Genomic DNA, 25,445 nt, shown 5'->3' on the forward strand with positions numbered 1-25,445 from the left:
CGCCACAAACTTTCGTGACGAGGGGGTGAAAATTTATGTCGCAAAAACGAAGGATAAGACTGCAAGGTCATGCTAACGACCTTGCAGTCATCTTGACGCAGAGCGTTTAGCGGCTCATTTCCTGCTGGATACTGCCCAATGTACGAGGCCAGGGTTTGCCTGCCTGCAGCTTGGCAGGCAAGGTTTTCACTGCGGCCTGGGCAGCATCGCGACTGGCGAAGCTACCGTAGGTCAGTACATACAGCGGCTGGCCCTGATGCGTCTTCTTGAAGTAGCGATATTCGCTGCCCCCCTCACGCACCAACGCCTGAATGTTGGCCTCCGAACGCGAACCGACCACCTGCAGGGCGTAACGGGACGCCGGCTGCTGGGCATACCAGCTTCCTGCCGCACCGCTTGAGGCCACGACCGGCGCTGCGGCGGGTTTGGGAGCAGACACAGGGCTCGGGGCCGGGGCTGCAGGTTTGGCCACCACGGGCTCAGGCTGCTTTGCAGGTGCAGGTGCAGGTGCAGGTGCAGGTGCAGGTGCAGGTGCAGGTGCAGCAGCGATTGGAGCCGATGGCAGTGTCACTGTCGAGGGTTCGAGCGACGCTGGCGGCTCAAAGTTATTCAGCTCTTCACCTGCGGCCTCGGCCAATGGCTGGCGAATCACTGTCTGCGATTCCCCCACCAGCGGCAAAGGCAGCGGCTGGCTGCCACCCGCAAACTCGATGGCCGGCGTACGACTCTCGGATACAGAAGCCTGAGCCGGCTCCTCAGCCTCGACCGCCGAACTGGAGGACTGCAAAGGTAGCGATGTATTGCTGGCTACCGGCGCATGCGTGGAGGACTCGCGCCCCTGCATGAACCAGGCAGCTGCGACGCCGATCAGGACGACCGCCAGTGCCAGCAGATGCTTCCTAGGCAACGCGAAACCGCCGCCTGCGGCACCACGGCCCGCCGCGCGCTGTGCAAGCATCTGCTCGACCAGCAACTCACGCGCTTCGTGATTGATCGCTCCCGGCCACCCCTGAGAGCGCACATGAATTTCCTCGATCTGCTCATCGCTCAACAACTCGATGTCCTGACCGGCCCCTTCCAGCCGCTGAGCGAGATAATCGCGCGTTTCATCCTCGCTATAGGGCTGCAGCTCGATCGCGTGGTAGCACTCCTCACCATTCGCCAGAGCCTCCAGTCGAGCCAACAGCTCATGCTCTGCGAACAGAAAAACATGTGGCCGCCCTTCGCTGCCCCCCGCGGCGAGCACCAGTAGATTCTTCAGCGCGACATCATCCAGCTGCTGCGCATCATCGACCAGCAGGTATACCTCCTGTCCCGTCAGCGCCAACTGCCCAACCTGCGCCAGAATCGAGCGCACGTCGGCCTGAGCGATGGACAAACCTTGCGCGACTTGTCGCAGCAAAGCCTCGCTACTGGCGGCACCCTGCGCAATGACGATGCTTTGCACCGCCTGCTTGTTGGTACTGGCGACCAGCGCCTGACGCAGCAGCGTCTTGCCGCTGCCCTCCGGGCCGACTACCGCCAGCAGAAGCTGGCTGTAGCGCGCAAGATGATGCAATTGCCCCAGCACCGGCTTGCGTTGCGCCGGAAAGAACTTGAAGCCGGGCACGCGTGGCGCAAAAGGGTCGTGGCTGAACTGGTAATGGGCCAGGAAAGCTTCGTCAGCATGCAAACTGGTCATGAATCACTCTTCAAGAGTTGGACGACTGGGCCAGCGCAACGTAGTCGCTACGCAGCGTGGCGTCGAGAATTTCGCGCGGGTAATCCGCAGTCACCACTGCCTCCCCCAGACGCTTGAGCAATACGAGGCGCAACTGGCCATCAAGCACCTTCTTGTCCACCGCCATATGCTCCAGAAAGCGCTCGGGCGTCATATCTTGAGGCGGCACCACCGGCAACCCGGCAGCCTGCAACAGGCGCACGCCGCGATTCCGATCCGCCTCCGACAACCAGCCGAGACGATGGGACATCTCCAGCGCCATCACCGTTCCGGCAGCAACCGCTTCACCGTGCAACCAAACACCATAGCCCTGCTCGGTCTCGATGGCATGACCGAAGGTGTGCCCTAGATTCAGAGTGGCCCGCACCCCCGACTCTCGCTCATCGGCGCCCACCACTCGCGCCTTGGCCGCACAGGAGCGCTCGATCGCATAGGTCAGCGCAGCTCCGTCCAGAGTGCGCAGGGCAGCCATGTTTTCCTCGAGCCAAGTCAGGAAAGGCTCATCACAAATCAGGCCATACTTGATCACCTCAGCCAGACCAGCGGAAAGCTCACGCACCGGCAAGGTGTGCAGGCTGGCGGTATCGATCAGCACAGCCTTCGGCTGATAGAAGGCCCCGACCATGTTCTTGCCCAGCGGATGGTTGATCCCGGTCTTGCCTCCTACCGAAGAGTCCACCTGGGACAGCAGCGTCGTCGGCACCTGAATGAAATCCACACCCCGCTGGTAACAGGCAGCCGCGAAGCCCGCCATGTCACCGATCACACCGCCGCCCAAGGCGATAACGGTCGTACGCCGATCATGCCGAGCCTTCAGCAACCCATCGAAAATCAGCTGCAGGGTTTCCCAGTTTTTGAATGACTCACCATCAGGCAACACGACCGAGTCAACCTTGAAGCCGTCCAGAGAACGCTGCAGCGCATCGAGATAAAGAGGAGCAATGGTCTCATTGGTGACCACCGCCACCTGCCGCCCGGCGATATGACGCGCGAACAACTCGGATCGCGCCAGCAGGCCATCGCCGATATAAATGGGATAACTGCGCTCGCCGAGTTCAACGTGAAGAGTCTGCATGAGGCCCCCAGAATAGAAAGGCCCCTAGGATAGCGCAGTTCGCCCCGTGCTTTAACGGGGCGACAAGTCTTCCAGACGCGCGAGAATTTCCTGAACCACCATGCGCGGCGGACGCTCGTCCGTCTCGATGATGATGTCGGCAACCTCCCGGTAGAGAGGGTCACGAACAGCCATCAGATCCCTGAGCACCTGGGCCGGATTGGCTGTGCGCAAAAGCGGACGATTGCGGTCACGCGACGTCCGGTCGATCTGCTGTTCCACAGAGGTATGCAGGTAAACGACTCGCCCCCCCGCATGCAGCGCCTGGCGATTCTCGGGCCTCATCACTGCACCGCCGCCAGTTGCCAGGACCAGGCCATCCTGACGAGAGAGTTCGGCGATTACCGCCTGCTCCCGCTCACGAAAACCCTGCTCGCCCTCGACATCGAAGATCCAGGGAATATCGGCACCCGTACGCTGCTCGATCTCCTTGTCGGAGTCCTTGAAAGGCAAGCGCAGTTCTTTGGCAAGCAAACGCCCGATGGTGCTCTTTCCAGCTCCCATCGGGCCAACGAGGATTACATTCCGCACTTAGGTCATCGATTCACGGCAATGGCTTGGTTGTTCATGATGCGCGGAGTGATGAAAACCAGCAACTCGGCCTTGTTGTCGCTGACGATGTCACGACGGAATACTCGGCCCAGGAATGGCAGGTCACCAAGGAATGGGACTTTCTCTACACCCTTGGTCTGGGTGTTGGAGAACACCCCGCCGATCACAATGGTCTCGCCATCATTGACCAGTACCTTGGCATTGACTTCGTTCTTGTTGATCGGCGGCACCCCGTTCAGGGCCCGGGCGAAATCTGGCGCATCCTTGGTTACCTTCACCTCCATGATGATGCGATTATCCGGAGTGATCTGAGGAGTAACCTCCAGGGAGAGAGCCGCCTCTTTGAAGGATGTACTGGTCGCGCCACTAGAGCTGGCTTCCTGATAGGGAACTTCCTGCCCCTTCAAGATTTTCGCCGTCTCTTTGTCCGAAGTAACAACCTTGGGCTGGGAGACAATCTCGCCATTACCGGTCTTCTCCATGGCCGACAGCTGTAGATCCAGCGTCACATTGTCGGTAAGGAAGCCGATGCCTATACCCGAAGTACTGCCGAGAACCCCCATATCGACGAAGGGCACAGGAGCCACACCATCCTGCAGCGAAACGTTGCCTACCGTATCGGTGCCCGGCAAATAGACCTGCCCGCTATCATTATCGAAGGATGTCGCGCCGTCCTTGCCGTAAACGCTCCAGTTTCCGCGACGAGTTGCCCCGCCCCAACGCACGCCCAAGGCCTTGTCATAATCCACGTTGGCCTCGACGATACGCGCCTCGATCATTACCTGACGCACAGGAATGTCAAGCTGGGCAATGATACGCCGCAGCTCATCCAGACGATCTTGCGTCTGGTAAGCAATGATGCTGTTGGTACGCTCATCAACCGTTACAGAACCACGGACATCTGATGATGCACCATCAGCACTTGTGACCGACTGAAACAGCTTCGCCATATCAGCAGCCTTCGCATAATTCACCTGAATCAACTCACGACGCAGGGGAGCGAGCTCGGCAATCTGCTTCTGCGATTCCAACTCCTGACGCTCGCGAGCAGCAATTTCGTCCGCTGGCGCCACCAAGAGAACATTACCAACCTGGCGCTTATCGAGCCCTTTGGTCTTCAGCACCAGGTCCAGCGCCTGATCCCAAGGCACATTCTGCAGACGCAGTGTGATGTTGCCCGCGACAGTATCACTGGCTACCAGATTCAGATCGGTAAAATCAGCAATCAACTGCAGAACGGATCGTACATCGATATCCTGGAAGTTCAGCGACAGCTTCTCCCCGGTATATGCAAAACGCTCAGCATTACGACGCTCAACATCGTCCTGACTCAGCGGCTTCACACTCAGAGTAAGCTTGTTTTCAGTCTGATATGCCAGGTAATCATATATACCGACCGGTTCAATCAGGATGCTGGTCTTGTCCGCACCGCCTGTTGCGCTTACAAACTGAACCGGAGTCGCGAAGTCCTTCACATCAAGGCGAACCCGCAGAGACTCGGGCAGTTCGGTCTTGGCGAAATCAAGCCGGATTTTACCGCCCTGCTCTTGGATGTCCGGGCTTACAGACGCATCAGAAAGCGTGATGACAACATTGCCCTCGCCCTGCTCGCCACGCTGAAAGTCTATATTGCTGATGGACTTCGGTTGCAAGCCATAGGATTTCTTGGGCGCCGGCTGGGCAACGGCAGTCGTGGCCGCAGCATTTGGACGAGCACTTGCAGCAGACGACTCACCAACCAGAACGAACAGGTCACTGCCTTCAACTCGAGTGCTATAAGGTGCCAGATTATTCAGATTGACAATCAGGCGAGTACGGTCCTTGGCCTCGACGATGGTAACGCTGCGCGCGTTGCCTACGCCAAGCTCCCGGTTTTTCGACCCAAGCTTGTTGGCCACCCCCGGCAGATCCAGAGCGATTCGGGCAGGCTGCTCGATCGTATAGCCTCGCGGAGCAGTCACCGGCTCATCGAAGGAAAGCTTCAGCTCAACCCTGTCGCCGGGCAGGCTGGCCACATCAAGACCTTGTAGATTGGCCGCCAATATGGAGGGCGACAGCAGTGCCGCCATCAGGGCGACGCTAAGACGCGAAAGAGAGCCATTCATTTTCGTATCCCGTTTGGCAGACAGATTATTTATATTCATTCGTTAAATCACTCCGTCAGGAGCGCTCCTTCAAGGAAAGGCTGCGTGGTCGCTCAAGCCAGCCACCTTCGCCATCCGGCACAATTTCCATAACGTCGATTTTGGATTCGTCGATCACAAGCACCTTGCCGTGATTACGCCCCAAATAATCGCCCACTTTGACGCGATGAACGCCACCGGCTCCATTAACCAGAGCAAAAAGCTCTCGATCGTTCCTGAGTGTCCCAACCATTTCAAAGGTCTCGATATTGAAACCTTCGAGAAACTGCTTGACCCGAGACTCATCAGGTTTGATTTCCTGAGAGCCTTTCTGCCTGGCCACCACGTCTATCTTTACTGGTGGCTGGAACGGGCTACGCAACGACGCCGCTCGATAGGTAAAACTCTCATACGGCTGGAATGTTGGCAGCGGCTCGATCGCCCCCTTCGGCTTGGCACGAACTTCATCCATGTAGTTACGCAGGTCAGCAAAATCACCACTGGAACCACAGCCAGCGAGAGCGGACAAACTCACCACCAGAAGCACACGATAGAAACTCATCATTGAGCCCCCTTATCGTTATAGCGGTAGGTCTTTGCCATTATCTGCATGCTCAGGCGGCTGGAACTATCGGCACTAGCCGGCGCCAACTGGAAATCATGCAACGTCACAATACGAGGCAAACTGGCTACACCACTGACAAAGGTTGCAAGATCGTGATAACCGCCACTTACCTTTATCTGAATGGGTAGTTCTATATAGAACTGCTGAGCAACTTCGGGCAGCAACTTGATCTCTTCGAACTCCAGACCACTGCCCAAGCCCGTACGGGTAATATCCTCCAAGAGCCCTGGAACCTCGGTATCACTCGGCAGCTGCCGCAATAGCGCGCCGAACGAAACTTCCATTTCCTGCATTTGCTCCTTGTATGCTTCCAGATTCGCTGCCTGAAAAGCCTTGGTAGAAAACTGCTGCTTGAGCGTCTCTTCTTCGCTCTGGCGTTGTTCCAGAAGACTCTGAAGATCTTTCAAGTGAAAGTTGTACCCCAGCCCAAGCACCACCAGAAGCAGCAGCACGCCCGCTATGAACTTAACTGCCGCCGGCCAGGAGCCGACATTGTTCATATCCAGATCATTGAGGTCGACGCTGCGCAGACTCTCAAGAGAACTTTTAATACTCATCGCGCCGCCTCCGTTTGTTCCTGATCAGGCTGAGTCTGCTGAACCGTTAGCTGGAACACGTTTGCCTGATCCAAAGCGCCTGCCGTAACAGCTTTCACCTCAGTCAGGTTGGGGGCGGTCAACCAATCAGAACCATCCAGGTTACGCATGAGGTTTGAAACTCGATTGTTGGACTCGGCAGCACCGACAATCGCGATGCTTTTACCGGTCATCTTGACACTGGTGAAGTACACACCATCAGGCAAGGTTCTGACCAACTGATCGAACACACGACCAATAATCGGGCGGTTACCCTGCAGGTCCTGAATGATCTTCATACGCTCCAGCAGTTGCTGACGACGCGTTTTCAGCTCACTGATTTCCTTGATGCGCGCATCCAGAACAGCGATTTCCTTCTTGATGAAGTCATTGCGAGCGTTCTGATTGCTGATCGCGGCGTTAAGAAATTGATCACCGAGAAAGACCAACCCGGCAGCGACGATGAAAACACCCACCAGACTGACCAGAAAGCGCTGCTTGCGCTCTTCACGCAACTGCTCGCGCCAGGGAAGTAAGTTAATCCGCGCCATCAGTCGAAACTCCTCATCGCCAGACCACAGGCAATCATCAGTGCCGGCGCATCACTGGCCAGCGCCCCGGCGTTGACCTTGCTGCTGAGCGCCATATCGGCAAAGGGATTGGCCACCAGCGTCTGCGTACCGATCTTCTGCTGAATCAGCCGGTCGAGATCGGGAATGGACGCAGTACCGCCAGCCAGAAGGATGTAGTCGACATCGTTGAACTGCCCGGCGGCGAAGAAGAACTGCAGCGAACGGGAAACCTGTTGAACGACAGCCTCTTTGAACGGTTGCAACACCTCGCTGTCGTAGTCATCTGGAAGACCACCTTGCTTCTTGGCAAGGCCAGCTTCCTCGACAGACAGTCCATAGCGCCGCTGAATTTCCTCAGTCAGCTGCTTGCCACCGAAGAGCTGTTCACGGGTATAGATGGTGCGACCATTGTGCAGAACACTGAGCGTGGTCATGGTGGCGCCGATATCGACCACTGCGACCGTCAACTCATCATGCGCTCCGCCCAGCTGCGCCTCCACCAGACTGTAGGCACGCTCCAGAGCGTACGCCTCGACGTCCACCACTTTGGCGGTCAGGCCGGCGAGCGCCAGCGCAGCCTCACGGACTTCGACGTTCTCCTTGCGGCATGCGGCCAGAAGCACCTCGACGCGCTCGGGGTTGCGCGGAGCCGGACCCTGAACTTCAAAATCGATGGCGACTTCTTCCAGCGGATAGGGAATGTACTGGTCAGCCTCGATCTTCAGCTGATTTTCCAGATCATCCTCGGAAAGCCCGGCTTCCATCTCGATGGTCTTGGTGATGACAGCCGAACCGGCAACGGCGACAGCCGCTGCCTTGACGCCACTCTTGGCCTTGGCCAAAACGCGGGAAAGCGCCTGACCGACCCCCTCCAGCTCGGCAATGTTCTTTTCAACCACAGCATTTGGAGGAAGCGGCTCGACAGCGTAAGCCTCTACCTTGTAGCGGCTTCCCGAGCGACTCAATTCGAGGAGCTTGACCGAAGTCGAGCTGATATCGATCCCCAGCAGCGTATTCGCTTTCTTAGTGAAGAGCCCTAGCACGACCGTTTTCCTATTGGCATCCGCGACTTACGGACTATTTATGTTTTTCCACATTAAATATCAGTCTTGACAGAAGCGCAAATGGCTCCCCGGGAAAAAAAACGCTTATAATGTGATCAGCTTTTCCCTTTTTGCCTCGACTCCTGCTTAACTCATTCTTTTACTTGGAATTCCGAACATTTTGATACGCCTGCTGAAGTTTATCTGGTGGTCTTGCGTTGCCGTTTTTTGTGGGCTGTTGCTCAGTTTCAGCGGTGCGTTTCTTTACCTTAGTCCGACCCTTCCGTCCGTCGAATCGCTGCGCCAGGTTCAGCTGCAGATCCCCCTGCGCGTCTACAGCAGCGACGCCAAGCTGATCGCCGAGTTTGGCGAAATGCGCCGCTCCCCCATTCGCTTCGACGAGATCCCCAAGGATTTCATCAGCGCCCTGCTGGCAGCAGAAGACGACAATTTCGCCAATCATTATGGCGTCGATGTGACCAGCCTGATGCGCGCTGCCACGCAATTATTGAAAAGCGGTCAGATTCAGAGTGGCGGCAGCACCATCACCATGCAGGTGGCGAAGAACTTTTTCCTCACCAGCGAACGCAGCTTCTCGCGCAAGGCCACCGAGATACTCCTGGCCCTGCAGATCGAGCGCGAGCTGAGCAAGGACGAGATCCTCGAGCTTTACGTCAACAAGATCTATCTCGGTCATCGCGCCTACGGCATCGAAGCCGCCGCACAGGTCTACTACGGAAAGTCGATCCGCGACCTGAACCTGGCGCAGATGGCCATGATCGCAGGCCTGCCGAAAGCGCCGTCCCGCTATAACCCGCTGGTCAACCCGACCCGCGCCAAGGAACGTCGCGACTGGATTCTCGGACGTCTGTATCGCCTTGGCCGCATCGATCAAACCAGCTATGAGGAAGCACTGGCCGAGGAAGTCGACGCGCGTTATCACGTCCCCACCCCCGAACTCAGCGCTCCTTACATAGCCGAGATGGCACGGGCGGAAATGGTCGGCCGCTATGGCAGCGAGGCCTACACCGAAGGCTTCAACGTCACCACAACCGTCCCCAGCCACCTGCAGGAAGTGGCCAATATTGCGCTGCGCGACGGGCTGATTGCCTACGATCAGCGCCACGGCTATCGCGGTCCCGAGAGCCGTCTGCCGGGACTGACACGCGAAACCTGGCTCACCGAGCTGAGCAAGTTCCGCAGCATCGGCGGCCTTGAACCTGCGGTGGTTACCCAAGTCGAGAAGAGCGGCATCCTGGTCATGAACCGCAACGGCGAAGAACAGGCCGTGGCCTGGGACAGCATGAAATGGGCGCGCCCCTTCCTCAATACCAATAGCCTTGGCCCACGTCCGCAGCAGCCAGGCGACGTCGCCCAGGTCGGCGATATCGTGCGCGTCCAGCGCCAGGAGGACGGCAGCCTGCGCTTTACTCAGGTCCCTGCGGCACAAAGTGCGCTAGTCTCGCTCGACCCATACAGCGGCGCCATTCAGGCACTGGTCGGTGGCTTCTCCTTCGACCAGAGCAATTACAACCGTGCCGTGCAGGCCAAGCGCCAGCCTGGCTCCAGCTTCAAGCCCTTCATTTACAGTGCGGCACTGGACAGCGGCTATACCGCGGCGACTCTGGTCAACGACGCGCCGATCATCCTCTCCGACGACTACCTGTCACAGAAGTGGCGACCGAAGAACGACAACAACACCTTCCTCGGCCCGATCCGCATGCGCGAGGCGCTGTACAGGTCGCGCAACCTGGTCTCGATTCGCCTGCTGCAGGACATGGGCATCGACCGCAGCCTCCGCTACATCGAACGCTTCGGCTTCGACCCACAGGACCTGCCACGCAACCTGTCTCTGGCACTCGGTACCGCCAGTCTCACACCGCTGGAAATCGCCGAAGGCTGGGCCACCTTCGCCAACGGCGGCTACAAGATCGAGCCCTATCTGATCGAACGCATCGATGATCGCAACGGCAAGCCGTTGTTCCGCGCCAACCCGGCACGTGTACCCGGCAGCAAGCCAACCGAAGAGAACGCTAACCTGGCAGTGAATGCGAACGACGAACTGCCTCTGGAAGAACCCAAGGTTGCCGAGCAGATCATCGACGAGCGTACCGCCTACATCATGACCAGCATGCTGCAGGACGTAATCAAGCGCGGCACGGGCCGCCGCGCCCTGGCCCTGGGCCGCAACGACCTGGCCGGCAAGACCGGCACCACCAATGAATCGAAGGACAGCTGGTTCTCCGGCTACAACGGCGACTACGTGACTACCGTGTGGGCAGGTTTCGACCAGCCGGAAAGTCTCGGCCGTAACGAATATGGCGGCACTGTCGCCCTGCCGATATGGATGAACTACATGGGCCCGGTACTCAAGGACCGCCCTAGCCATCTGCCGAAGGAACCCAAGGGCCTGCTGACCCTGCGTGTCGACCCGGTCAGCGGCCGCGCCGCCGCACCAGGCACCCCGGATGCCTATTTCGAACTCTTCAAGAGCGAAGACTCACCACCACCAATGGGTGAGTTCGAGCCCGGCATGAGTATTCCCGGCAGCCCGCTGCCGGCTGACGAGATGGCGCCGATCGACCTGTTCTGAAGGCAGCTGCCAGCAGCAGGCAAAAGCCTGCCGCCTGCAGCCAGTTCGAGCCCAACAAAAAACCCGCCTAGGCGGGTTTCTTGTTTGCTGCTTCCGGTCGGCTTAGCCTTTGAACACGTCATCCACCGAAGTCAGCGGATAGTGTTTCGGATAGGGCAGAGTCGCCACACCGGATTCGATGGCAGCCTTGGCCACGGCATCGCAAACCACGGTGATCAGACGCTGATCCATCGGCTTCGGAATGATGTACTCACGGCCGAACGACAGTTCGATGCCACCGTAGGCATCGCAGACTTCCTTCGGCACCGGCTGCTTGGCCAGGTCACGCAGCGCCAGCGCGGCGGCGATCTTCATCTCTTCGTTGATGCGGGTAGCGCGAACATCCAGAGCACCGCGGAAGATGAAGGGGAAGCCCAGCACGTTGTTGACCTGGTTCGGGTAGTCGGACCGACCGGTGGCCATGATCACGTCATTGCGGGTCTCGTGCGCCAGCTCCGGCTTGATTTCCGGATCCGGGTTGGAGCAGGCGAAGACGATCGGGTTGGCCGCCATGCGCTTGAGGTCTTCCGGGCTCAGCAGATTGGCGCCGGACAGGCCGACGAACACGTCAGCGCCTTCGAGCGCATCGGACAGCGTGCGCTTGTCGGTCTCGGTGGCGAACACGGCCTTGTACTGGTTCAGGTCATCACGACCAGCGTGAATCACGCCCTTGCGGTCGATCATGAAGATGTTCTCGACCTTGGCGCCCATGCTCACCAGCAGCTTCATGCAGGAGATGGCGGCTGCACCGGCACCCAGGCAGACGATTTTCGCCTCTTCCAGAGTCTTGCCGGCGATTTCCAGGGCGTTGAGCATACCGGCAGCAGTCACGATCGCGGTGCCGTGCTGGTCATCGTGGAAGACCGGAATGTCGCACTGCTCGATCAGTGCGCGCTCGATCTCGAAGCACTCGGGGGCCTTGATATCTTCCAAGTTGATGCCGCCGAAGGTGATGGAGATGCGCTTTACGGTGTCGATGAAGGCCTGCGGGCTCTCCGAATCGACTTCGATATCGAACACATCGATACCGGCAAAACGCTTGAACAGCACGCCTTTACCTTCCATCACCGGCTTGGAGGCCAGCGGGCCGAGGTTACCCAGACCGAGGATGGCGGTACCGTCGGAAATGACCGCTACCAGGTTGCCCTTACCGGTGTAACGGTAGGCCAGCTCGGCGTCACGCGCGATTTCGCGTACCGGCTCGGCGACACCCGGGCTGTAGGCCAGCGAAAGGTCGCGGGCAGTGGCAGTGGCTTTGGTCAACTCGACACTCAGCTTACCGGGGCGGGGCTGGGCATGATATTCGAGAGCGGCAGTTTTTAGATCTGTCATAGTAGCATTTCCGCTTTTGTTGGCTGTTGAACGGGCAGGCGGCCGAGGATACGCAAGTTGTATACACCTGCACAAGACCGTTCGGTCGCGATTGAAGCACCGCGCTAGCGCAGCGTTTTCAGCCATTCGCCGGGGCGCGGCTCACCATTCGGATAGAGGCCGTTGAGCAGACGCAACTGCGCTTCGCCATCAACCGGCAAGGGGGAATCCTTGGCCAGGACCGAGAGACTCTGCCCAGCCTTGGCCCGTACCAGATGCAGACGCACCGGCTCGGCCAGCTTGCGTTCGGATGTTTTCAGCGACCGGTAACTGCGAATCACATCGAGGAAACGCTGATCTTCGGTTTCCAGCGAAGCACGCCCTTTCACTGCCGCCACGAACAGGTAGGCACTGTCGCCTCGGTAGATCACCGCCACGCGACGCGCCGATTGCCCCTGCAACACTGCCGTATGGCCTTGCAGCGTGCCCAGATGCAGATCCTCGCCGGCAACCAGACGCTGATTGCCAACGCGCCTGCGCAGGAACTCGGCAGGCGACAGCTGTTTGTCCGCTGCCTCCAGAGTCATGGCGATAAAGGCCTGCTCATCCGGGGTGTGACCGATCAGCACATCGGGGCGATTGACCAGTTGCCAACCCTGCGGAAAGGTCAGGGTGAAATCCAGCTCGCCGTGATAGAAATGCCGCCCCCGGCGGATGCCACTGGCGGCGGAGTCGCCAAACACCAGGCCATCGAGCATCTGCAGGAAACTGTCACGCCCCACCTCCTGGTTGCTGCCGACCAGCGCGCTCGCCGGACCGATCACCTCCTGCAGACGACGATCGTTATCCGGATGGGTGTCGAACAGACCGTGATAACCACCCGCAGTCGGGGCCTCACCGCGCCGGGCGGCCTGCTCGCGGGCAAAATCCTCCTGCGCCTTGAGCACCTTGACCACTTCGATCATCGCCTGCGGGTCATAGCCGCTGCGCGCCAGGTATTGCGCGCCCAGGCCATCGGCCTCGAGCTCCATGTCACGACCGTAACCGCGCACGAAGGCATTGCCCATGACACTGGTCAGATCACCCACTGCACCGACACCGGTTCCGATGGCGGCAGCCTGGCCGAGCAGTCCCCAGGCAGTGGACTGACTCTGCTGGCGCACGCTGTGACGCGCCGTCACGTGACCGACCTCATGCCCCAGGACGGCGGCCAGCTCTGCCTCGGAGTTGAGATAGGCAAGCAGGCCACGATGGATATAGATGTAGCCGCCCGGCAGCGCGAAGGCATTGACGTCCGGACTGTCGACCAGGGTAAAGACGTAGTTGAGCTGGTTGCGATGGCTGCTGCGCGCTACCCGCTCGCCCACGCGCTGTATATAGGCCTGCAGTTTGGCGTCTTCGTAGCGCGGGTATTGCTTGAGGATTTCCTGGTTGTAACGCGCGCCGAGGTCCAGCTCCTGACGCTCGCTCATCATCACGAAGTCGGTGCGACCGGTCGCCGGGTTGACCGCACAACCGGCCAGCCAGCTGCAGCACAGACACAGCATCAATGCACGTATCATGGCAACACCTCCAGCATCGCCGAATGGGTAAGCGGCAGCATCCAGCGTGCCTGCCCGGATTTCAAGCCACCGCGACTCTGGCGGTCAATTACCCAGCCACGTGCCTCCACTCGTCGGCCCTTGAGCTTCTGCAAGGCATGCACATCGAACTCGTCGAGCATCTCTGGCGCCACGCGCAGAACCCGACCGCCATCGAGGTCGATCCAGAGGCCGCCGCGATTGCGCTGCACGCCGGTGATCCGCCCGCCGAGCAAGGCGAAGCCGCCACCACTCAGTTGGCCGGCGCTCTTCACCTGAGCGGAGCGCCACAGGCCGAGGCGCTGGCTGCGCGCCTGCCGTTCGGCCTGTACATGACAGCTCACCAGCGCACTGTTGGGCGCCACGACGACCATGAAGCCGAGGCCTTCGCCGAGCAGTTGTGCTTCGAGATTGCGCCCCTGGCGGTCGTAGAGATGGGCCAGTGTGCGGCCGTAGCGGTCCTTGCGCTGCTTGCCGTAGAGCAGACCGACACGACCATCGCTGGCATCCACCAGCGCCTGCAGACGGCGCCTGGCCTGCACCGCATAGGGCTCATCACTGCGCCCTTTTCGCCCCAGTTCGGGCGTGTTGATGCCGATCAGGCGAATGCTGCGTCCGTCGACCAGGCGTACGGTATCGCCGTCAACCACCTGACGCACGGCGATCTGGGCAAGATCGAGGCGCTGGGGACAGAAGGCCTGAGCCTGGTCCACACAAAGCAGAGAAACGAAAAAGGCGCCCGCCAGGGACGCCTTTTTCAGAATCACGGAGTGGCGCATGCCAGATTCCGTTTTCGTTTGGTCGCTTACTTGGCGCCGAATACGCCGAAACGCTGCTTGAAGCGATCGATACGGCCGCCGGTGTCCAGCACTTTCTGCTTACCGGTGTAGAACGGGTGGCACTCGGAGCAAACGTCCAGGCTCAGGTTCTTGCCCAGGGTGGAGCGGGTCTTGATCACGTTGCCGCAGGAGCAGGTGGCGTCGATCTCGACATAGTTCGGATGGATATCGGCTTTCATGGTGCTTTCCTCGGGGTAGTCGTGCCGCCACCCGACCAACGTCAGGCACCGCACAGAAATAGGCCGCGCATATTACCAGACGCTTAAGTCGATGCAAGCCGCACAAGGCGCCAGTCGTCGCATGCTAAGATCGCCGGCCTGTCAAAGGAGCTCCTGGCTTGCCCAACCTGATCCTGCGCCTCGCCCTGCCCTCGCCGCTGCGCCGCCTGTTCGACTATCTCGCGCCTGCAGGCGTGTCGCGCAGTGCCCTGCAGCCAGGTGTACGCCTGCGCGTGCCCTTCGGCAGGCGGGAGATGATCGGTGTGCTGGTGGAGGTCGACAGCCAGAGCGAAGTCCCTCTCGACAAGCTCAAGCCCGCGCTGGAACTGCTCGACGCCCGCCCACCGCTGCCGGCGTCGCTGTTCAAGCTGTGCCTGTGGACGGCCCAGTACTACCAGCACAGCCTTGGCGACACCCTGAGCTGGGCCTTGCCGGTGATGCTGCGCCAGGGCGAACCGGCCGAAAACCGTCAGGAGCGTTACTGGCTGGCCAGCAAGGACGCCAGTGTCGACGACCCACGCCTGGCCCGCGCCCCGCGCCAGCGCGACGCGCTCAAGGCCCTGGCGCAACATCCGCACGGTGTGGCCCACAGCCTGCTCAGCCAGCTGCAACTCAACCGCGACAGCCTGCAATTGCTGCACGAGAAGGGGTTGGTACGGGTCGAGGTGCGCCGCACCCAGCCGCATGCCAAGCCGGCGCACTGGCTGGCGCAGCCGGAGCTGCCGCTGAATGCCGAGCAGCGCGCCGCCGTGAATGCCGTGGCCTCAGGCTGGGACCAGTTCAATGCCTTTCTGCTCGCCGGCGTCACCGGCAGTGGCAAGACCGAAGTCTACCTGCAGCTGATCCATCAGTGCCTGGAGGCCGGCAAGCAGGCGCTGGTGCTGATCCCCGAGATCAACCTCGGCCCACAGACCTTCGACCGTTTCGCCCGCCGCTTCAACGCCCGCATCGCCCTGCTGCATTCGGCTGTGAACGATCGAGATCGTCTGGACGCCTGGCTGGCCGCGCGCGATGGCGAGGCCGACATCATCATCGGCACCCGTTCGGCGCTGTTCACGCCGATGAAGAACCCAGGACTGATCATCGTCGATGAAGAACACGACGCCTCCTATAAACAGCAGGAAGGCCTGCGCTACCACGCCCGCGATCTGGCGCTGGTTCGCGCGCGCCAGGAGAACGTGCCGATCGTGCTCGGCTCGGCCACACCTTCGTTGGAAAGCCTGCATAACGCCCATGCCGGCCGCTACGCCCTGCTCAGGCTGACCCAGCGTGCCGGCGGCGCCAGCCAGCCGCGCTTCCTGCGTCTGGATGTGAAGAGCCGGCCACTGGATTCCGGCATCTCCGGGCCGATGCAGCAGGCCATTGCCCAGACCCTGGCAGCCGGCCAGCAGGTACTGGTGTTTCTCAACCGCCGCGGTTTCGCTCCGACTCTGCTCTGCCACGACTGCGGCTGGCTGTCGGAATGTCCGCGTTGCGATGCACGCATGACCGTACATCAGCGTTATCAGGAGCTGCGCTGCCATCACTGCGGCCATGTCGAGCGACAGCCGAGCAACTGCCCAAAATGCCAGCACGTCGACCTGCGCCCGGTCGGCGCCGGCACCGAGCGTGCCGAAGAGCGTCTGGCGCTGTTGTTCCCCGATTACCCGGTGCTGCGCATCGACCGCGACAGCACCTCACGCAAAGGCGCAATGGATCGCCTGTTCGCCACCATCAACAAGGGCGAGCCGTGCATCCTGGTGGGCACCCAGATGCTCGCCAAGGGCCACCACTTCCCGCGGGTGACGCTGGTGTCGATTCTCGATGCCGACGGCGGCCTGTTCTCCGCTGACTTTCGCGCCAGCGAGCGCATGGCGCAGCTGATCGTGCAGGTTGCAGGGCGCGCCGGGCGTGCCGAGGAACCGGGCAAGGTGATCATCCAGAGCCACCTGGCCGATCATCCGCTGCTGGTACAACTGACCGAACAGGGCTATTTCGCCTTCGCCGAGCAGGCGCTGAGCGAACGCCGCAGCGCCGGCCTGCCTCCGTTCTGTCATCTGGCCCTGTTGCGCGCCGAAGCGCACAAACCCGGCCAGGCGGAGGGTTTCCTCGACGAGGCCTGCAGCGAAGCCGAGCATCTGCTCGCTGAGCTGGGCCTCTCCGGTATCGAGCTGCTCGGCCCGGTGCCGGCGCCAATGGAACGCCGCGCCGGCCGCTTCCGTGCCCAGTTGCTGCTGCAGGGCAATGCCCGCGCCCCGCTGCACCGGCTGCTCAACCGCTGGCTGCATGCACTGGAACAAATGCCCAGCGGCCGTGCGGTGCGCTGGTCGCTGGACGTGGACCCGATTGACCTGTTCTGAGCCTGCGCGCGGTAACCGGGTGACGCCTGCTTATGGCTTGCAGCTCGCCGCTGCTTTTATAATGCGCAGTTTTCGACCAACGCCCCAAGGCAACCCGAGCCGAACATGAAAGACAGCATTCGCCACCTGATCCAGCAAGCCCTCGACCGCCTGACCGCCGAAGGCGTGCTGCCCGCCGGCCTGACGCCGGCCATCCAGGTGGAGAACACCAAGGACAAGAGCCACGGTGATTTCGCCAGCAACATCGCCATGATGCTGGCCAAACCGGCGGGCATGAAACCGCGCGACCTGGCCGAGAAGCTGATCGCGGCATTGCCGGCCGATGAGCAGATCACCAAGGTGGAAATCGCCGGCCCCGGTTTTCTCAACTTCTTCCAGAACAGCGATGTACTGGCCCAGCGTCTGGAAGCGGCACTGGCCGACGCCAGGCTCGGAGTGCGCAAGAACGGTCCGGCGCAGCGCGTGGTGGTCGACATGTCCGCGCCCAACCTGGCCAAGGAAATGCACGTCGGCCATCTGCGCTCGACCATCATCGGCGACGGCGTGGCGCGCGTACTGGAGTTCCTCGGCGACACCGTGATCCGTCAGAACCACGTCGGCGACTGGGGCACCCAGTTCGGCATGCTGCTGGCCTACATGCAGGAGAACCCGGCGGCCGCCGAAAGCGAGCTGTCCGACCTGGAAGGCTTCTATCGCGCAGCCAAGAAACGCTTCGACGAGTCTCCCGAATTCGCCGACCGCGCCCGCGAGCTGGTGGTCCAGCTGCAGGCCGGCGATGCCGAATGCCTGCGCCTGTGGAACCGCTTCAACGACATATCCCTGAGCCACTGCCAGGCCATCTACGACCGCCTCGGCGTCAAGCTGACGATGGCCGACGTCAGGGGCGAGAGCGCCTACAACGATGACCTGCCCAACGTCATTGCCGACCTCCAGGCCAAGGGCCTGCTGACCGAAGACAATGGCGCGCAGTGCGTCTTCATGGACGAGTTCAAGAATGCCGAAGGCAACCCGCTACCGCTGATCGTGCAGAAGGCCGGCGGCGGCTACCTGTATGCCACCACCGACCTGGCCGCCACCCGCTACCGCGCCGGCACGCTCAAGGCCGACCGCGTGCTGTACTTCGTCGACCAGCGCCAGGCCCTGCACTTCCAGATGGTCTTCGCCTGCGCGCGCCTGGCAGGCTTCGTCCCGGCCAGCATGGAAATGGAACACATGGGCTTCGGCACCATGAACGGTCCGGACGGTCGCCCGTTCAAGACCCGCGACGGCGGTACTGTGAAGCTGGTGCAACTGCTCGACGAAGCCGAACAGCGCGCCTACAGCCTGGTCAAGGACAAGAACCCGGACCTCGGCGAAGAGGAACTGCGCAAAATTGCACGTGTGGTTGGCATCGCCTCGGTGAAATACGCCGATCTGTCCAAGCACCGCACCAGCGACTACAGCTTCAACTTCGACCTGATGCTGAGCTTCGAGGGCAATACCGCACCCTACCTGCTGTACGCCTATACCCGCGTGGCCGGTGTGTTCCGCAAGCTGGGCAAGGGCGTGGACGAGATCGGCGGGCAAATCACCCTGGTTGCCGATCAGGAGCAAGCCCTGGCCGCCAAGCTGGCACAATTCAACGAGCTGCTCGGCAACGTCGCCGACAAGGGCACGCCGCACATTCTTTGTGCCTACCTGTATGACCTCGCCGGCCTGTTCTCCAGCTTCTATGAGAATTGCCCGATCCTGAGTGCCGAGGACGAAGCCACGCGCGACAGCCGTCTGCGTCTGGCCGCCCTCACCGGCCGCACTCTCAAGCAGGGCCTGGAGCTGCTCGGCCTGGAAACCCTGGAGCGGATGTAAATGGCAGCGCGCAAGAAGCCGGCGCCGAAACGCGGCGCCAGTCGCTATCAGGCCCCGGCGAAGAAGCCCGTCCCCGGCTGGATCTGGCTGGTTTGCGGCCTGGTGGTCGGCGGTTTCTTCATGTTCCTGTTCAGCCTCGAACCGGGCCGTGACGAGATCAAGCGCGACAAGGGCGAACAGGTGCGCAGCACCAAGCCTGAGCCGAAGCCGACGCAACCCGAGCCATCCAGGCCCAAGTACGATTTCTACACCCTGCTGCCGGAGTCGGAAGTGATCCTGCCGCAGGCCCTGGAAGAAACGCCGCCCCCCGTGCCCGAACAGAAACCGGTCACCCCGGAAGAGGCTGCGAAGATCGACACCGCTCGCGCCGAAGCTGCGCTCAACGGCCAGGTGCCGCCGCCTGCGCCGCCGGTACTGGCCAGCGCGCCAGTCACCACGCAGTTCTTCCTCCAGGCAGGCTCGTTCCGCAAGCGTGACGATGCCGACACTGTGCGCGCGCAGATCATCCTGCTCGGCCAGAACGTACGCGTGGAAACTGGCAAGGTGCGCGACGAGACCTGGCACCGGGTTCTGGTCGGCCCCTTCGCCAGTCGCGAGCAACTCGCGGCCGCGCAGAAGACCCTCGCTGGCAACGGCTACAGCAATCTGCTGTTACAGCAGCGCCAGGTCCGCTGATCGCCGTTTGATCCGCCGCAGGTTGAAAAGCTGCGGCGGGCACCCCATCTGAGTTTCCATCCGGGCAAGTTCGCCCCGCAGCGTGGAGATTCACCCTTGACCACCATCGTTTCAGTGCGCCGCCACGGCAAGGTCGTGATGGCTGGCGACGGCCAGGTATCCCTGGGCAACACCGTCATGAAGGGCAACGCCAAGAAGGTGCGCCGCCTCTACCACGGCCAGGTGCTGGCCGGCTTCGCCGGCGCCACCGCCGATGCCTTCACCCTGTTCGAGCGCTTCGAAGGCCAGCTGGAAAAACACCAGGGACATTTGGTGCGCGCCGCCGTCGAGCTGGCCAAGGACTGGCGGACCGACCGCAGCCTGAGCCGCCTGGAAGCCATGCTGGCCGTGGCCAACAAGGATGCCTCGCTGATCATTACCGGCAACGGCGACGTGGTCGAGCCCGAGGAAGGCCTGATCGCCATGGGCTCCGGTGGCAACTTCGCCCAGGCCGCCGCGCGCGCCCTGCTGATGAAGACCGACCTGTCGGCCCGTGAAGTGGCGGAAACCGCGCTGGGCATCGCCGGCGACATCTGCGTATTCACCAATCACCACCAGACAATCGAGGAACTGGACGCTGCCGAGTAGCGTCCACTGCCTCACCGCTATCTGTTTATTGCGAGCCCGATTCCATGTCCATGACGCCCCGCGAGATCGTCCACGAACTCAACCGCCACATCATCGGCCAGGACGACGCCAAGCGCGCCGTCGCCATCGCCCTGCGCAACCGCTGGCGGCGCATGCAGCTGCCGGCTGAGCTGCGCCAGGAAGTGACGCCGAAGAACATCCTGATGATCGGCCCGACCGGTGTCGGCAAGACCGAAATCGCCCGGCGCCTGGCCAAGCTGGCCAATGCGCCCTTTCTGAAAGTGGAAGCCACCAAGTTCACCGAGGTCGGCTACGTCGGTCGCGACGTCGAATCGATCATCCGTGACCTGGCCGATGCCGCGGTGAAGATGCTGCGCGAACAGGAAATGATCAAGGTTCGCCACCGAGCCGAGGATGCCGCCGAAGAGCGCATTCTCGACGCGCTGCTACCGCCCCCGCGCCAGGGCTTTGGCGACGAGCCGGCGCGCAGCGAGGATTCCAATACCCGTCAGCTGTTCCGCAAGCGCCTGCGCGAAGGCCAGTTGGACGACAAGGAAATCGACATCGAAGTGGCCGACTCGCCCATGGGCGTGGAAATCATGACTCCGCCTGGCATGGAGGAGATGACCAACCAGCTGCAAAGCCTGTTCGCCGGCCTCGGCAAGGGCAAGAAAAAGAGCCGCAAGCTCAAGGTCGCCGATGCCCTGAAACTGGTACGCGACGAAGAAGCGGCGCGCCTGGTCAATGAGGAAGAGCTCAAGGCCCGTGCGCTGGAAGCCGTCGAGCAGCACGGCATCGTCTTCATCGACGAGATCGACAAGGTGGCCAAACGCGCCAATGCCGGCGGCGCAGACGTTTCGCGCGAAGGCGTACAGCGCGACCTGCTGCCGCTGATCGAAGGCTGCACGGTCAACACCAAGCTGGGCATGGTCAAGACCGACCATATCCTGTTCATCGCCTCCGGCGCCTTCCACCTGAGCAAGCCGAGCGATCTGGTACCCGAGCTGCAGGGCCGCCTGCCGATCCGCGTCGAACTCAAGGCACTGAGCCCGCAGGATTTCGAACGCATCCTCAGCGAGCCGCACGCTTCGCTCACCGAGCAGTACAGCGCGCTGCTGAAGACCGAAGGGCTGGATATCGAGTTCACCGAAGACGGCATCAAGCGCCTTGCCGAGATCGCCTGGCAGGTCAACGAGAAGACCGAGAACATCGGTGCCCGTCGCCTGCACACCCTGCTCGAACGCCTGCTCGAGGAAGTCTCCTTCAGCGCCGGCGATCTGGCCGGTCAGCAGAATGGCGAACCGATCCGTATCGACGCCGACTACGTCAACAGCCACCTCGGCGAACTGGCGCAGGACGAAGACCTGTCGCGCTATATTCTGTAAATCCGGGAGTACGACCCTGTCGCAGGTGGTCGGCGTCATTCTGCAGGAGCGGCTGGGCGGCATTCCGCTTCAGCCGCGAAGTTCGCGGACGGCGCAAATCACTCACCTGAGCCTAACGCCTGAAACGATCACGGAAACCAGCCATGCCCATCCCCAGCGCGATCAAACTGCACAAGGCGTCGAAAACGCTGGAACTGCGTTATGGCGACCAGAGCTACCAGCTGAGCGCCGAGTTCCTGCGCGTGCATTCCCCCTCGGCCGAAGTGCAGGGCCATGGCCAGCCGATCCTGCAGACCGGCAAACTCAATGTCGGCCTCGAACGCATCGAGCCGGCCGGCAACTATGCACTGAAACTGTGCTTCGACGACGGCCATGACAGCGGTTTGTTCACCTGGGAATACCTGCACGAACTGGCGACCCGGCACGACCAGCTGTGGGCCGATTACCTGGCGCAGCTCAGCGCCGCCGGCAAATCCCGCGACCCCAACGAGTCCGTCGTCCGACTGATGCTCTGAGCTCTGACGCAAGCGCTCGATATAGAGCGCTCGCCCGCATTCATCCCGCTCATTACCCGGTAGTTAGAACGATTTTTCTAAACTATCGCGGCATACTCCTGCTCCATCGATCAGCTTGCCTAACGGCAAAAACTCGGGTAACCAAGGAACTGGCAGGTTCCCTGCATTTGGTCCAGCCAGATGCAATGCATGACGCGGACTCGATCCGCCCCCGGCAACCCGAGCAGTACCTGGCCCTTGTTTCGCCGCGAGCACGGCCGGTGCGCGACTCAGGACATTGGAGCGTCGTAGATGAGTGACAAGAATAATGAAGACCTGAAACGCCAGGCCTCGGAAAACACCCTGGGACTCAACCCTGTGATCGGCATCCGCGGCAAGGACCTACTGACCTCCGCCCGCATGGTGCTCGCCCAGGCGCTCAAGCAACCCTTCCACAGCGCCAAGCACGTCGCTCATTTCGGCCTCGAGCTGAAGAACGTCATGCTCGGCCAGTCCGCACTCAAGCCCGAGGACGGCGACCGCCGCTTTGCCGACCCGGCGTGGAGCCAGAACCCGCTGTATCGCCGCTACCTGCAAACCTACCTGGCCTGGCGCAAGGAACTGCACGACTGGATCGAGCACAGCTCGCTGTCCGAGCAGGACGCCAGCCGCGGCCATTTCGTGATCAACCTGATGACCGAAGCCATGGCTCCCAGCAACAGCATGGCCAACCCGGCAGCGGTCAAACGCTTTTTCGAAACCGGCGGCAAGAGCCTGCTCGACGGCCTCTCGCACCTGGCCAAGGATCTGGTGAACAACGGCGGCATGCCCAGCCAGGTCAACATGGACGCTTTCGAAGTCGGCAAGAACCTGGCCACCACCGAAGGCGCGGTAGTGTTTCGCAACGACGTGCTGGAGCTGATCCAGTACAAGCCGATCACCGAGAGCGTGCATGAGCGCCCGCTGCTGGTGGTGCCGCCGCAGATCAACAAGTTCTACGTGTTCGACCTGTCGCCGGACAAGAGCCTGGCGCGCTTCCTGCTGCGCAACCACATCCAGACCTTCATCGTCAGCTGGCGCAACCCGACCCCGGCCAACCGCGAGTGGGGCCTGACGACCTACATCGAGGCGCTCAAGGAGGCCATCGACGTGGTCTGCGCGATCACCGGCAGCAAGGACGTCAACACCCTTGGCGCCTGCTCCGGCGGCATCACCGTGGCCGCCCTGCTCGGCCACTACGCAGCCCTCGGCACGCAGAAGATCAATGCGGTGTCGCAGGTGGTCAGCGTGCTGGACTTCAGCCTCGACACCCAGGTCGCGCTGTTCGCCGACGAGAAGACTCTGGAAGCGGCCAAGCGCCGCTCGTACCAGGCCGGCGTGCTGGAAGGCAAGGACATGGCCAAGGTGTTCGCCTGGATGCGTCCCAACGACCTGATCTGGAACTACTGGGTCAACAACTATCTGCTCGGCAACGAGCCGCCAGTGTTCGACATCCTCTACTGGAACAACGACACCACGCGCCTGCCCGCGGCCTTCCACGGTGAACTGGTGGAGATGTTCAAGCACAACCCGCTGCTGCGCCCCAACGCGCTGGAGGTGTGCGGCACGCCGATCGACCTGAGCCAGGTCAAGACCGACATCTACTGCGTCGCCGGCACCACCGACCACATCACCCCGTGGGAGACCTGCTACAAGTCGTCGCTGCTGTTCAGCGGCTGCAACGTCGAGTTCATCCTCTCCAACAGTGGGCACATCCAGAGCATCCTCAACCCGCCGGGCAACCCGAAGGCGCGCTTCTCCACCAACAGCGAACGCCCGGCCTCGCCGCGCGAATGGCTCGAAGGGGCGACCAAGCACGCCGATTCCTGGTGGCTGCACTGGCAGAACTGGCTGACGGAGCGCTCGGGCGAAATCAAGAACGCACCCCGAGCCTTGGGCAACAAGAAATTCCCGGCCGGCGAAGCCGCCCCGGGCACCTATGTACACGAGCGCTGATCGATAGCCTCAACCGCAGCGGCACCGGGAAGTGCCGCACGCCACGCCGGTACTACCGGCGCGGCGAACCAGGCATAGCCTGGTAATCCTGGAGCCGGCCCGGACGGCCGTCCCCAGCGCTCAACTCCACAGGGGCTGCGCCCATGCCGCAACCATTCGTATTCCGCACCATCGATCTCGATGGGCAGACCATCCGCACCGCGGTGCGGCCGGGCAACAGCCAGCTGGTGCCGCTGCTGATCTTCAACGGCATCGGTGCCAACCTGGAGCTGGTGATGCCCTTCGTCGCCGCCCTCGATCCGGAGCTGGAAATCATCGCCTTCGACGTACCCGGCGTCGGCGGCTCATCGACCCCGGCCACACCCTATCGCTTCCCGGGCCTGGCCAAGCTGGCGGCACGCATGCTGGATTACCTCGACTACGGTCAGGTCAACGCCATCGGCGTATCCTGGGGCGGCGCCCTGGCCCAGCAGTTCGCCCACGACTACCCGGAGCGCTGCAAGAAGCTGATCCTCGCCGCCACCTCGGCCGGTGCGGTGATGGTGCCGGGCAAACCCAAGGTGCTCTGGCGCATGGCCAGCCCACGGCGCTATGTGCAGCCTTCCTATGGCGTGCGCATCGCCCCGGACATCTACGGCGGCGCCTTCCGCCGCGATCCCAAGCTGGCCATGGCGCACGCGAGCAAGGTGCGCTCGGGCGGCAAGATGGGCTACTACTGGCAACTGTTCGCCGGACTCGGCTGGACCAGCATCCACTGGCTGCACAAGATTCGTCAGCCGACCCTGGTGATGGCCGGTGACGACGATCCGCTGATTCCGCTGATCAACATGCGCCTGCTGGCCTGGCGCATTCCCAACGCGGAATTGCACATCATCGACGACGGCCACCTGTTTCTAGTGACCCGCGCCGAGGCGGTGGCCCCGATCATCATGAAGTTTCTCGAAGAGGAGCGGCAGCGCGCGGTGATGCACCCGCAGCCAACGCCAGTGCGTCAGCATTGACCGCACCCGCTTGGTGCGCATCGTCGTACATGCCCGACAACGGGGCCGACGATGCCCCCCTGGTTTTCGACGCAGTGCTCTGCAATGCCCTTTCCGCACGCCTGGTACAGGGCTTGCTGCACGTCATGCACAAGTACGAGGTGCGCGCCAGGCAGTCCGCGCCGTGAAAGTCTCTAGAAG

General features: G+C 61.5%; 22 protein-coding genes. 10 read left to right on the forward strand and 12 right to left on the reverse strand.

From position 1 onward, the window contains the following. Window positions 1–106 precede the first annotated feature (106 nt). The 8 genes from OEG79_RS18545 to OEG79_RS18580 are packed head-to-tail and all read right to left on the reverse strand — an operon-like array spanning window position 107 to window position 8,324. Window positions 107–1,681: an AAA family ATPase gene (locus OEG79_RS18545; RefSeq protein WP_264146410.1), complete on the reverse strand. Its 1,575-nt coding sequence runs from the start codon at window positions 1,679–1,681 to the stop codon at window positions 107–109. A 10-nt stretch (window positions 1,682–1,691) separates the two neighbouring features. Then, entirely contained in the window at window positions 1,692–2,795 is a 1,104-nt protein-coding gene (gene aroB, locus OEG79_RS18550; RefSeq protein WP_264146411.1) for a 3-dehydroquinate synthase, read from the reverse strand. Between the two features lie 51 nt (window positions 2,796–2,846). After that, window positions 2,847–3,365: a shikimate kinase AroK gene (gene aroK, locus OEG79_RS18555; RefSeq protein WP_264146412.1), complete on the reverse strand. Its 519-nt coding sequence runs from the start codon at window positions 3,363–3,365 to the stop codon at window positions 2,847–2,849. Window positions 3,366–3,370: 5 nt separating this feature from the next. Then, window positions 3,371–5,491, reverse strand: coding sequence for a type IV pilus secretin PilQ (gene pilQ / locus OEG79_RS18560; protein ID WP_264146413.1), 2,121 nt, complete (start codon window positions 5,489–5,491; stop codon window positions 3,371–3,373). 55 nt (window positions 5,492–5,546) lie between these two features. Then, complete coding sequence (gene pilP / locus OEG79_RS18565) at window positions 5,547–6,071, reverse strand: type 4a pilus biogenesis lipoprotein PilP (RefSeq protein WP_264146414.1); 525 nt, start codon at window positions 6,069–6,071, stop codon at window positions 5,547–5,549. Next, complete coding sequence (pilO, locus tag OEG79_RS18570; protein ID WP_264146415.1) at window positions 6,071–6,691, reverse strand: type 4a pilus biogenesis protein PilO; 621 nt, start codon at window positions 6,689–6,691, stop codon at window positions 6,071–6,073. The genes pilP and pilO overlap by 1 nt, the downstream gene beginning before the upstream one ends. Further along, entirely contained in the window at window positions 6,688–7,260 is a 573-nt protein-coding gene (gene pilN / locus OEG79_RS18575; protein ID WP_264146416.1) for a type 4a pilus biogenesis protein PilN, read from the reverse strand. The genes pilO and pilN overlap by 4 nt, the downstream gene beginning before the upstream one ends. Then, window positions 7,260–8,324, reverse strand: coding sequence for a pilus assembly protein PilM (locus OEG79_RS18580; protein WP_264146417.1), 1,065 nt, complete (start codon window positions 8,322–8,324; stop codon window positions 7,260–7,262). The genes pilN and OEG79_RS18580 overlap by 1 nt, the downstream gene beginning before the upstream one ends. Window positions 8,325–8,508: 184 nt before the next feature. Here OEG79_RS18580 and OEG79_RS18585 point away from each other — a divergent pair, with 184 nt between their 5' ends. Beyond that, complete coding sequence (locus tag OEG79_RS18585; protein ID WP_413247556.1) at window positions 8,509–10,917, forward strand: penicillin-binding protein 1A; 2,409 nt, start codon at window positions 8,509–8,511, stop codon at window positions 10,915–10,917. 102 nt (window positions 10,918–11,019) lie between these two features. On the opposite strand, the gene OEG79_RS18590 is transcribed toward OEG79_RS18585, so the two are convergent. From OEG79_RS18590 to rpmE, 4 genes are all read right to left on the reverse strand, one after another. Next, entirely contained in the window at window positions 11,020–12,288 is a 1,269-nt protein-coding gene (locus OEG79_RS18590) for a malic enzyme-like NAD(P)-binding protein (RefSeq protein ID WP_264146419.1), read from the reverse strand. Between the two features lie 104 nt (window positions 12,289–12,392). Then, entirely contained in the window at window positions 12,393–13,829 is a 1,437-nt protein-coding gene (locus tag OEG79_RS18595) for a M48 family metalloprotease (protein WP_264146420.1), read from the reverse strand. Next, window positions 13,826–14,626, reverse strand: a complete 801-nt coding sequence (locus OEG79_RS18600) for a thermonuclease family protein (RefSeq protein WP_264146421.1) — start codon at window positions 14,624–14,626, stop codon at window positions 13,826–13,828. The genes OEG79_RS18595 and OEG79_RS18600 overlap by 4 nt, the downstream gene beginning before the upstream one ends. A 26-nt stretch (window positions 14,627–14,652) precedes the next feature. Continuing rightward, window positions 14,653–14,865, reverse strand: coding sequence for a 50S ribosomal protein L31 (gene rpmE, locus OEG79_RS18605; RefSeq protein ID WP_003459015.1), 213 nt, complete (start codon window positions 14,863–14,865; stop codon window positions 14,653–14,655). A gap of 158 nt (window positions 14,866–15,023) precedes the next feature. On the opposite strand from rpmE, the gene OEG79_RS18610 reads away from it, so the two are divergent. The 9 genes from OEG79_RS18610 (at window position 15,024) to OEG79_RS18650 (ending at window position 25,432) form a co-directional block, all read left to right on the forward strand. After that, window positions 15,024–17,243, forward strand: a complete 2,220-nt coding sequence (locus OEG79_RS18610) for a primosomal protein N' (protein WP_264146422.1) — start codon at window positions 15,024–15,026, stop codon at window positions 17,241–17,243. A gap of 105 nt (window positions 17,244–17,348) precedes the next feature. After that, entirely contained in the window at window positions 17,349–19,088 is a 1,740-nt protein-coding gene (gene argS, locus OEG79_RS18615; protein WP_264146423.1) for an arginine--tRNA ligase, read from the forward strand. Then, window positions 19,089–19,763, forward strand: coding sequence for an SPOR domain-containing protein (locus tag OEG79_RS18620; protein WP_264146424.1), 675 nt, complete (start codon window positions 19,089–19,091; stop codon window positions 19,761–19,763). It begins immediately after the preceding gene. A gap of 96 nt (window positions 19,764–19,859) precedes the next feature. After that, window positions 19,860–20,390 (forward strand): ATP-dependent protease subunit HslV, encoded by a 531-nt coding sequence (hslV, locus tag OEG79_RS18625; protein WP_037049870.1) that lies wholly within the window; start codon window positions 19,860–19,862, stop codon window positions 20,388–20,390. A gap of 44 nt (window positions 20,391–20,434) precedes the next feature. Further along, on the forward strand, window positions 20,435–21,775 hold the full coding sequence (gene hslU / locus OEG79_RS18630; protein ID WP_264146425.1) for an HslU--HslV peptidase ATPase subunit: 1,341 nt from the start codon (window positions 20,435–20,437) through the stop codon (window positions 21,773–21,775). Window positions 21,776–21,918: 143 nt separating this feature from the next. After that, window positions 21,919–22,290 (forward strand): DUF971 domain-containing protein, encoded by a 372-nt coding sequence (locus OEG79_RS18635; RefSeq protein ID WP_264146426.1) that lies wholly within the window; start codon window positions 21,919–21,921, stop codon window positions 22,288–22,290. A gap of 291 nt (window positions 22,291–22,581) precedes the next feature. Next, entirely contained in the window at window positions 22,582–24,264 is a 1,683-nt protein-coding gene (gene phaC, locus OEG79_RS18640) for a class II poly(R)-hydroxyalkanoic acid synthase (protein ID WP_264146428.1), read from the forward strand. 143 nt (window positions 24,265–24,407) lie between these two features. After that, a complete protein-coding gene (gene phaZ / locus OEG79_RS18645) occupies window positions 24,408–25,265 on the forward strand; it encodes a poly(3-hydroxyalkanoate) depolymerase (RefSeq protein ID WP_264146429.1) in 858 nt (285 codons plus the stop codon). Window positions 25,266–25,294: 29 nt separating this feature from the next. After that, entirely contained in the window at window positions 25,295–25,432 is a 138-nt protein-coding gene (locus OEG79_RS18650) for a hypothetical protein (RefSeq protein ID WP_264146430.1), read from the forward strand. Window positions 25,433–25,445: the final 13 nt, after the last annotated feature.

Source organism: Pseudomonas sp. Z8(2022), assembly GCF_025837155.1.
Classification (GTDB): Bacteria; Pseudomonadota; Gammaproteobacteria; order Pseudomonadales; family Pseudomonadaceae; genus Aquipseudomonas.

Coding starts and splice junctions, on each gene's coding strand:
- OEG79_RS18545 (WP_264146410.1), bottom strand. CDS start 1,681: ATGACCAGTTTGCATGCTGACGAAGCTTTCCTGGCCCATTACCAGTTC.
- aroB (WP_264146411.1), bottom strand. CDS start 2,795: ATGCAGACTCTTCACGTTGAACTCGGCGAGCGCAGTTATCCCATTTAT.
- pilQ (WP_264146413.1), bottom strand. CDS start 5,491: ATGAATGGCTCTCTTTCGCGTCTTAGCGTCGCCCTGATGGCGGCACTG.
- pilP (WP_264146414.1), bottom strand. CDS start 6,071: ATGAGTTTCTATCGTGTGCTTCTGGTGGTGAGTTTGTCCGCTCTCGCT.
- pilO (WP_264146415.1), bottom strand. CDS start 6,691: ATGAGTATTAAAAGTTCTCTTGAGAGTCTGCGCAGCGTCGACCTCAAT.
- pilN (WP_264146416.1), bottom strand. CDS start 7,260: ATGGCGCGGATTAACTTACTTCCCTGGCGCGAGCAGTTGCGTGAAGAG.
- OEG79_RS18590 (WP_264146419.1), bottom strand. CDS start 12,288: ATGACAGATCTAAAAACTGCCGCTCTCGAATATCATGCCCAGCCCCGC.
- OEG79_RS18595 (WP_264146420.1), bottom strand. CDS start 13,829: ATGATACGTGCATTGATGCTGTGTCTGTGCTGCAGCTGGCTGGCCGGT.
- OEG79_RS18600 (WP_264146421.1), bottom strand. CDS start 14,626: ATGCGCCACTCCGTGATTCTGAAAAAGGCGTCCCTGGCGGGCGCCTTT.
- rpmE (WP_003459015.1), bottom strand. CDS start 14,865: ATGAAAGCCGATATCCATCCGAACTATGTCGAGATCGACGCCACCTGC.
- argS (WP_264146423.1), top strand. CDS start 17,349: ATGAAAGACAGCATTCGCCACCTGATCCAGCAAGCCCTCGACCGCCTG.
- OEG79_RS18620 (WP_264146424.1), top strand. CDS start 19,089: ATGGCAGCGCGCAAGAAGCCGGCGCCGAAACGCGGCGCCAGTCGCTAT.
- hslU (WP_264146425.1), top strand. CDS start 20,435: ATGTCCATGACGCCCCGCGAGATCGTCCACGAACTCAACCGCCACATC.
- OEG79_RS18635 (WP_264146426.1), top strand. CDS start 21,919: ATGCCCATCCCCAGCGCGATCAAACTGCACAAGGCGTCGAAAACGCTG.
- phaC (WP_264146428.1), top strand. CDS start 22,582: ATGAGTGACAAGAATAATGAAGACCTGAAACGCCAGGCCTCGGAAAAC.
- phaZ (WP_264146429.1), top strand. CDS start 24,408: ATGCCGCAACCATTCGTATTCCGCACCATCGATCTCGATGGGCAGACC.
- OEG79_RS18650 (WP_264146430.1), top strand. CDS start 25,295: ATGCCCGACAACGGGGCCGACGATGCCCCCCTGGTTTTCGACGCAGTG.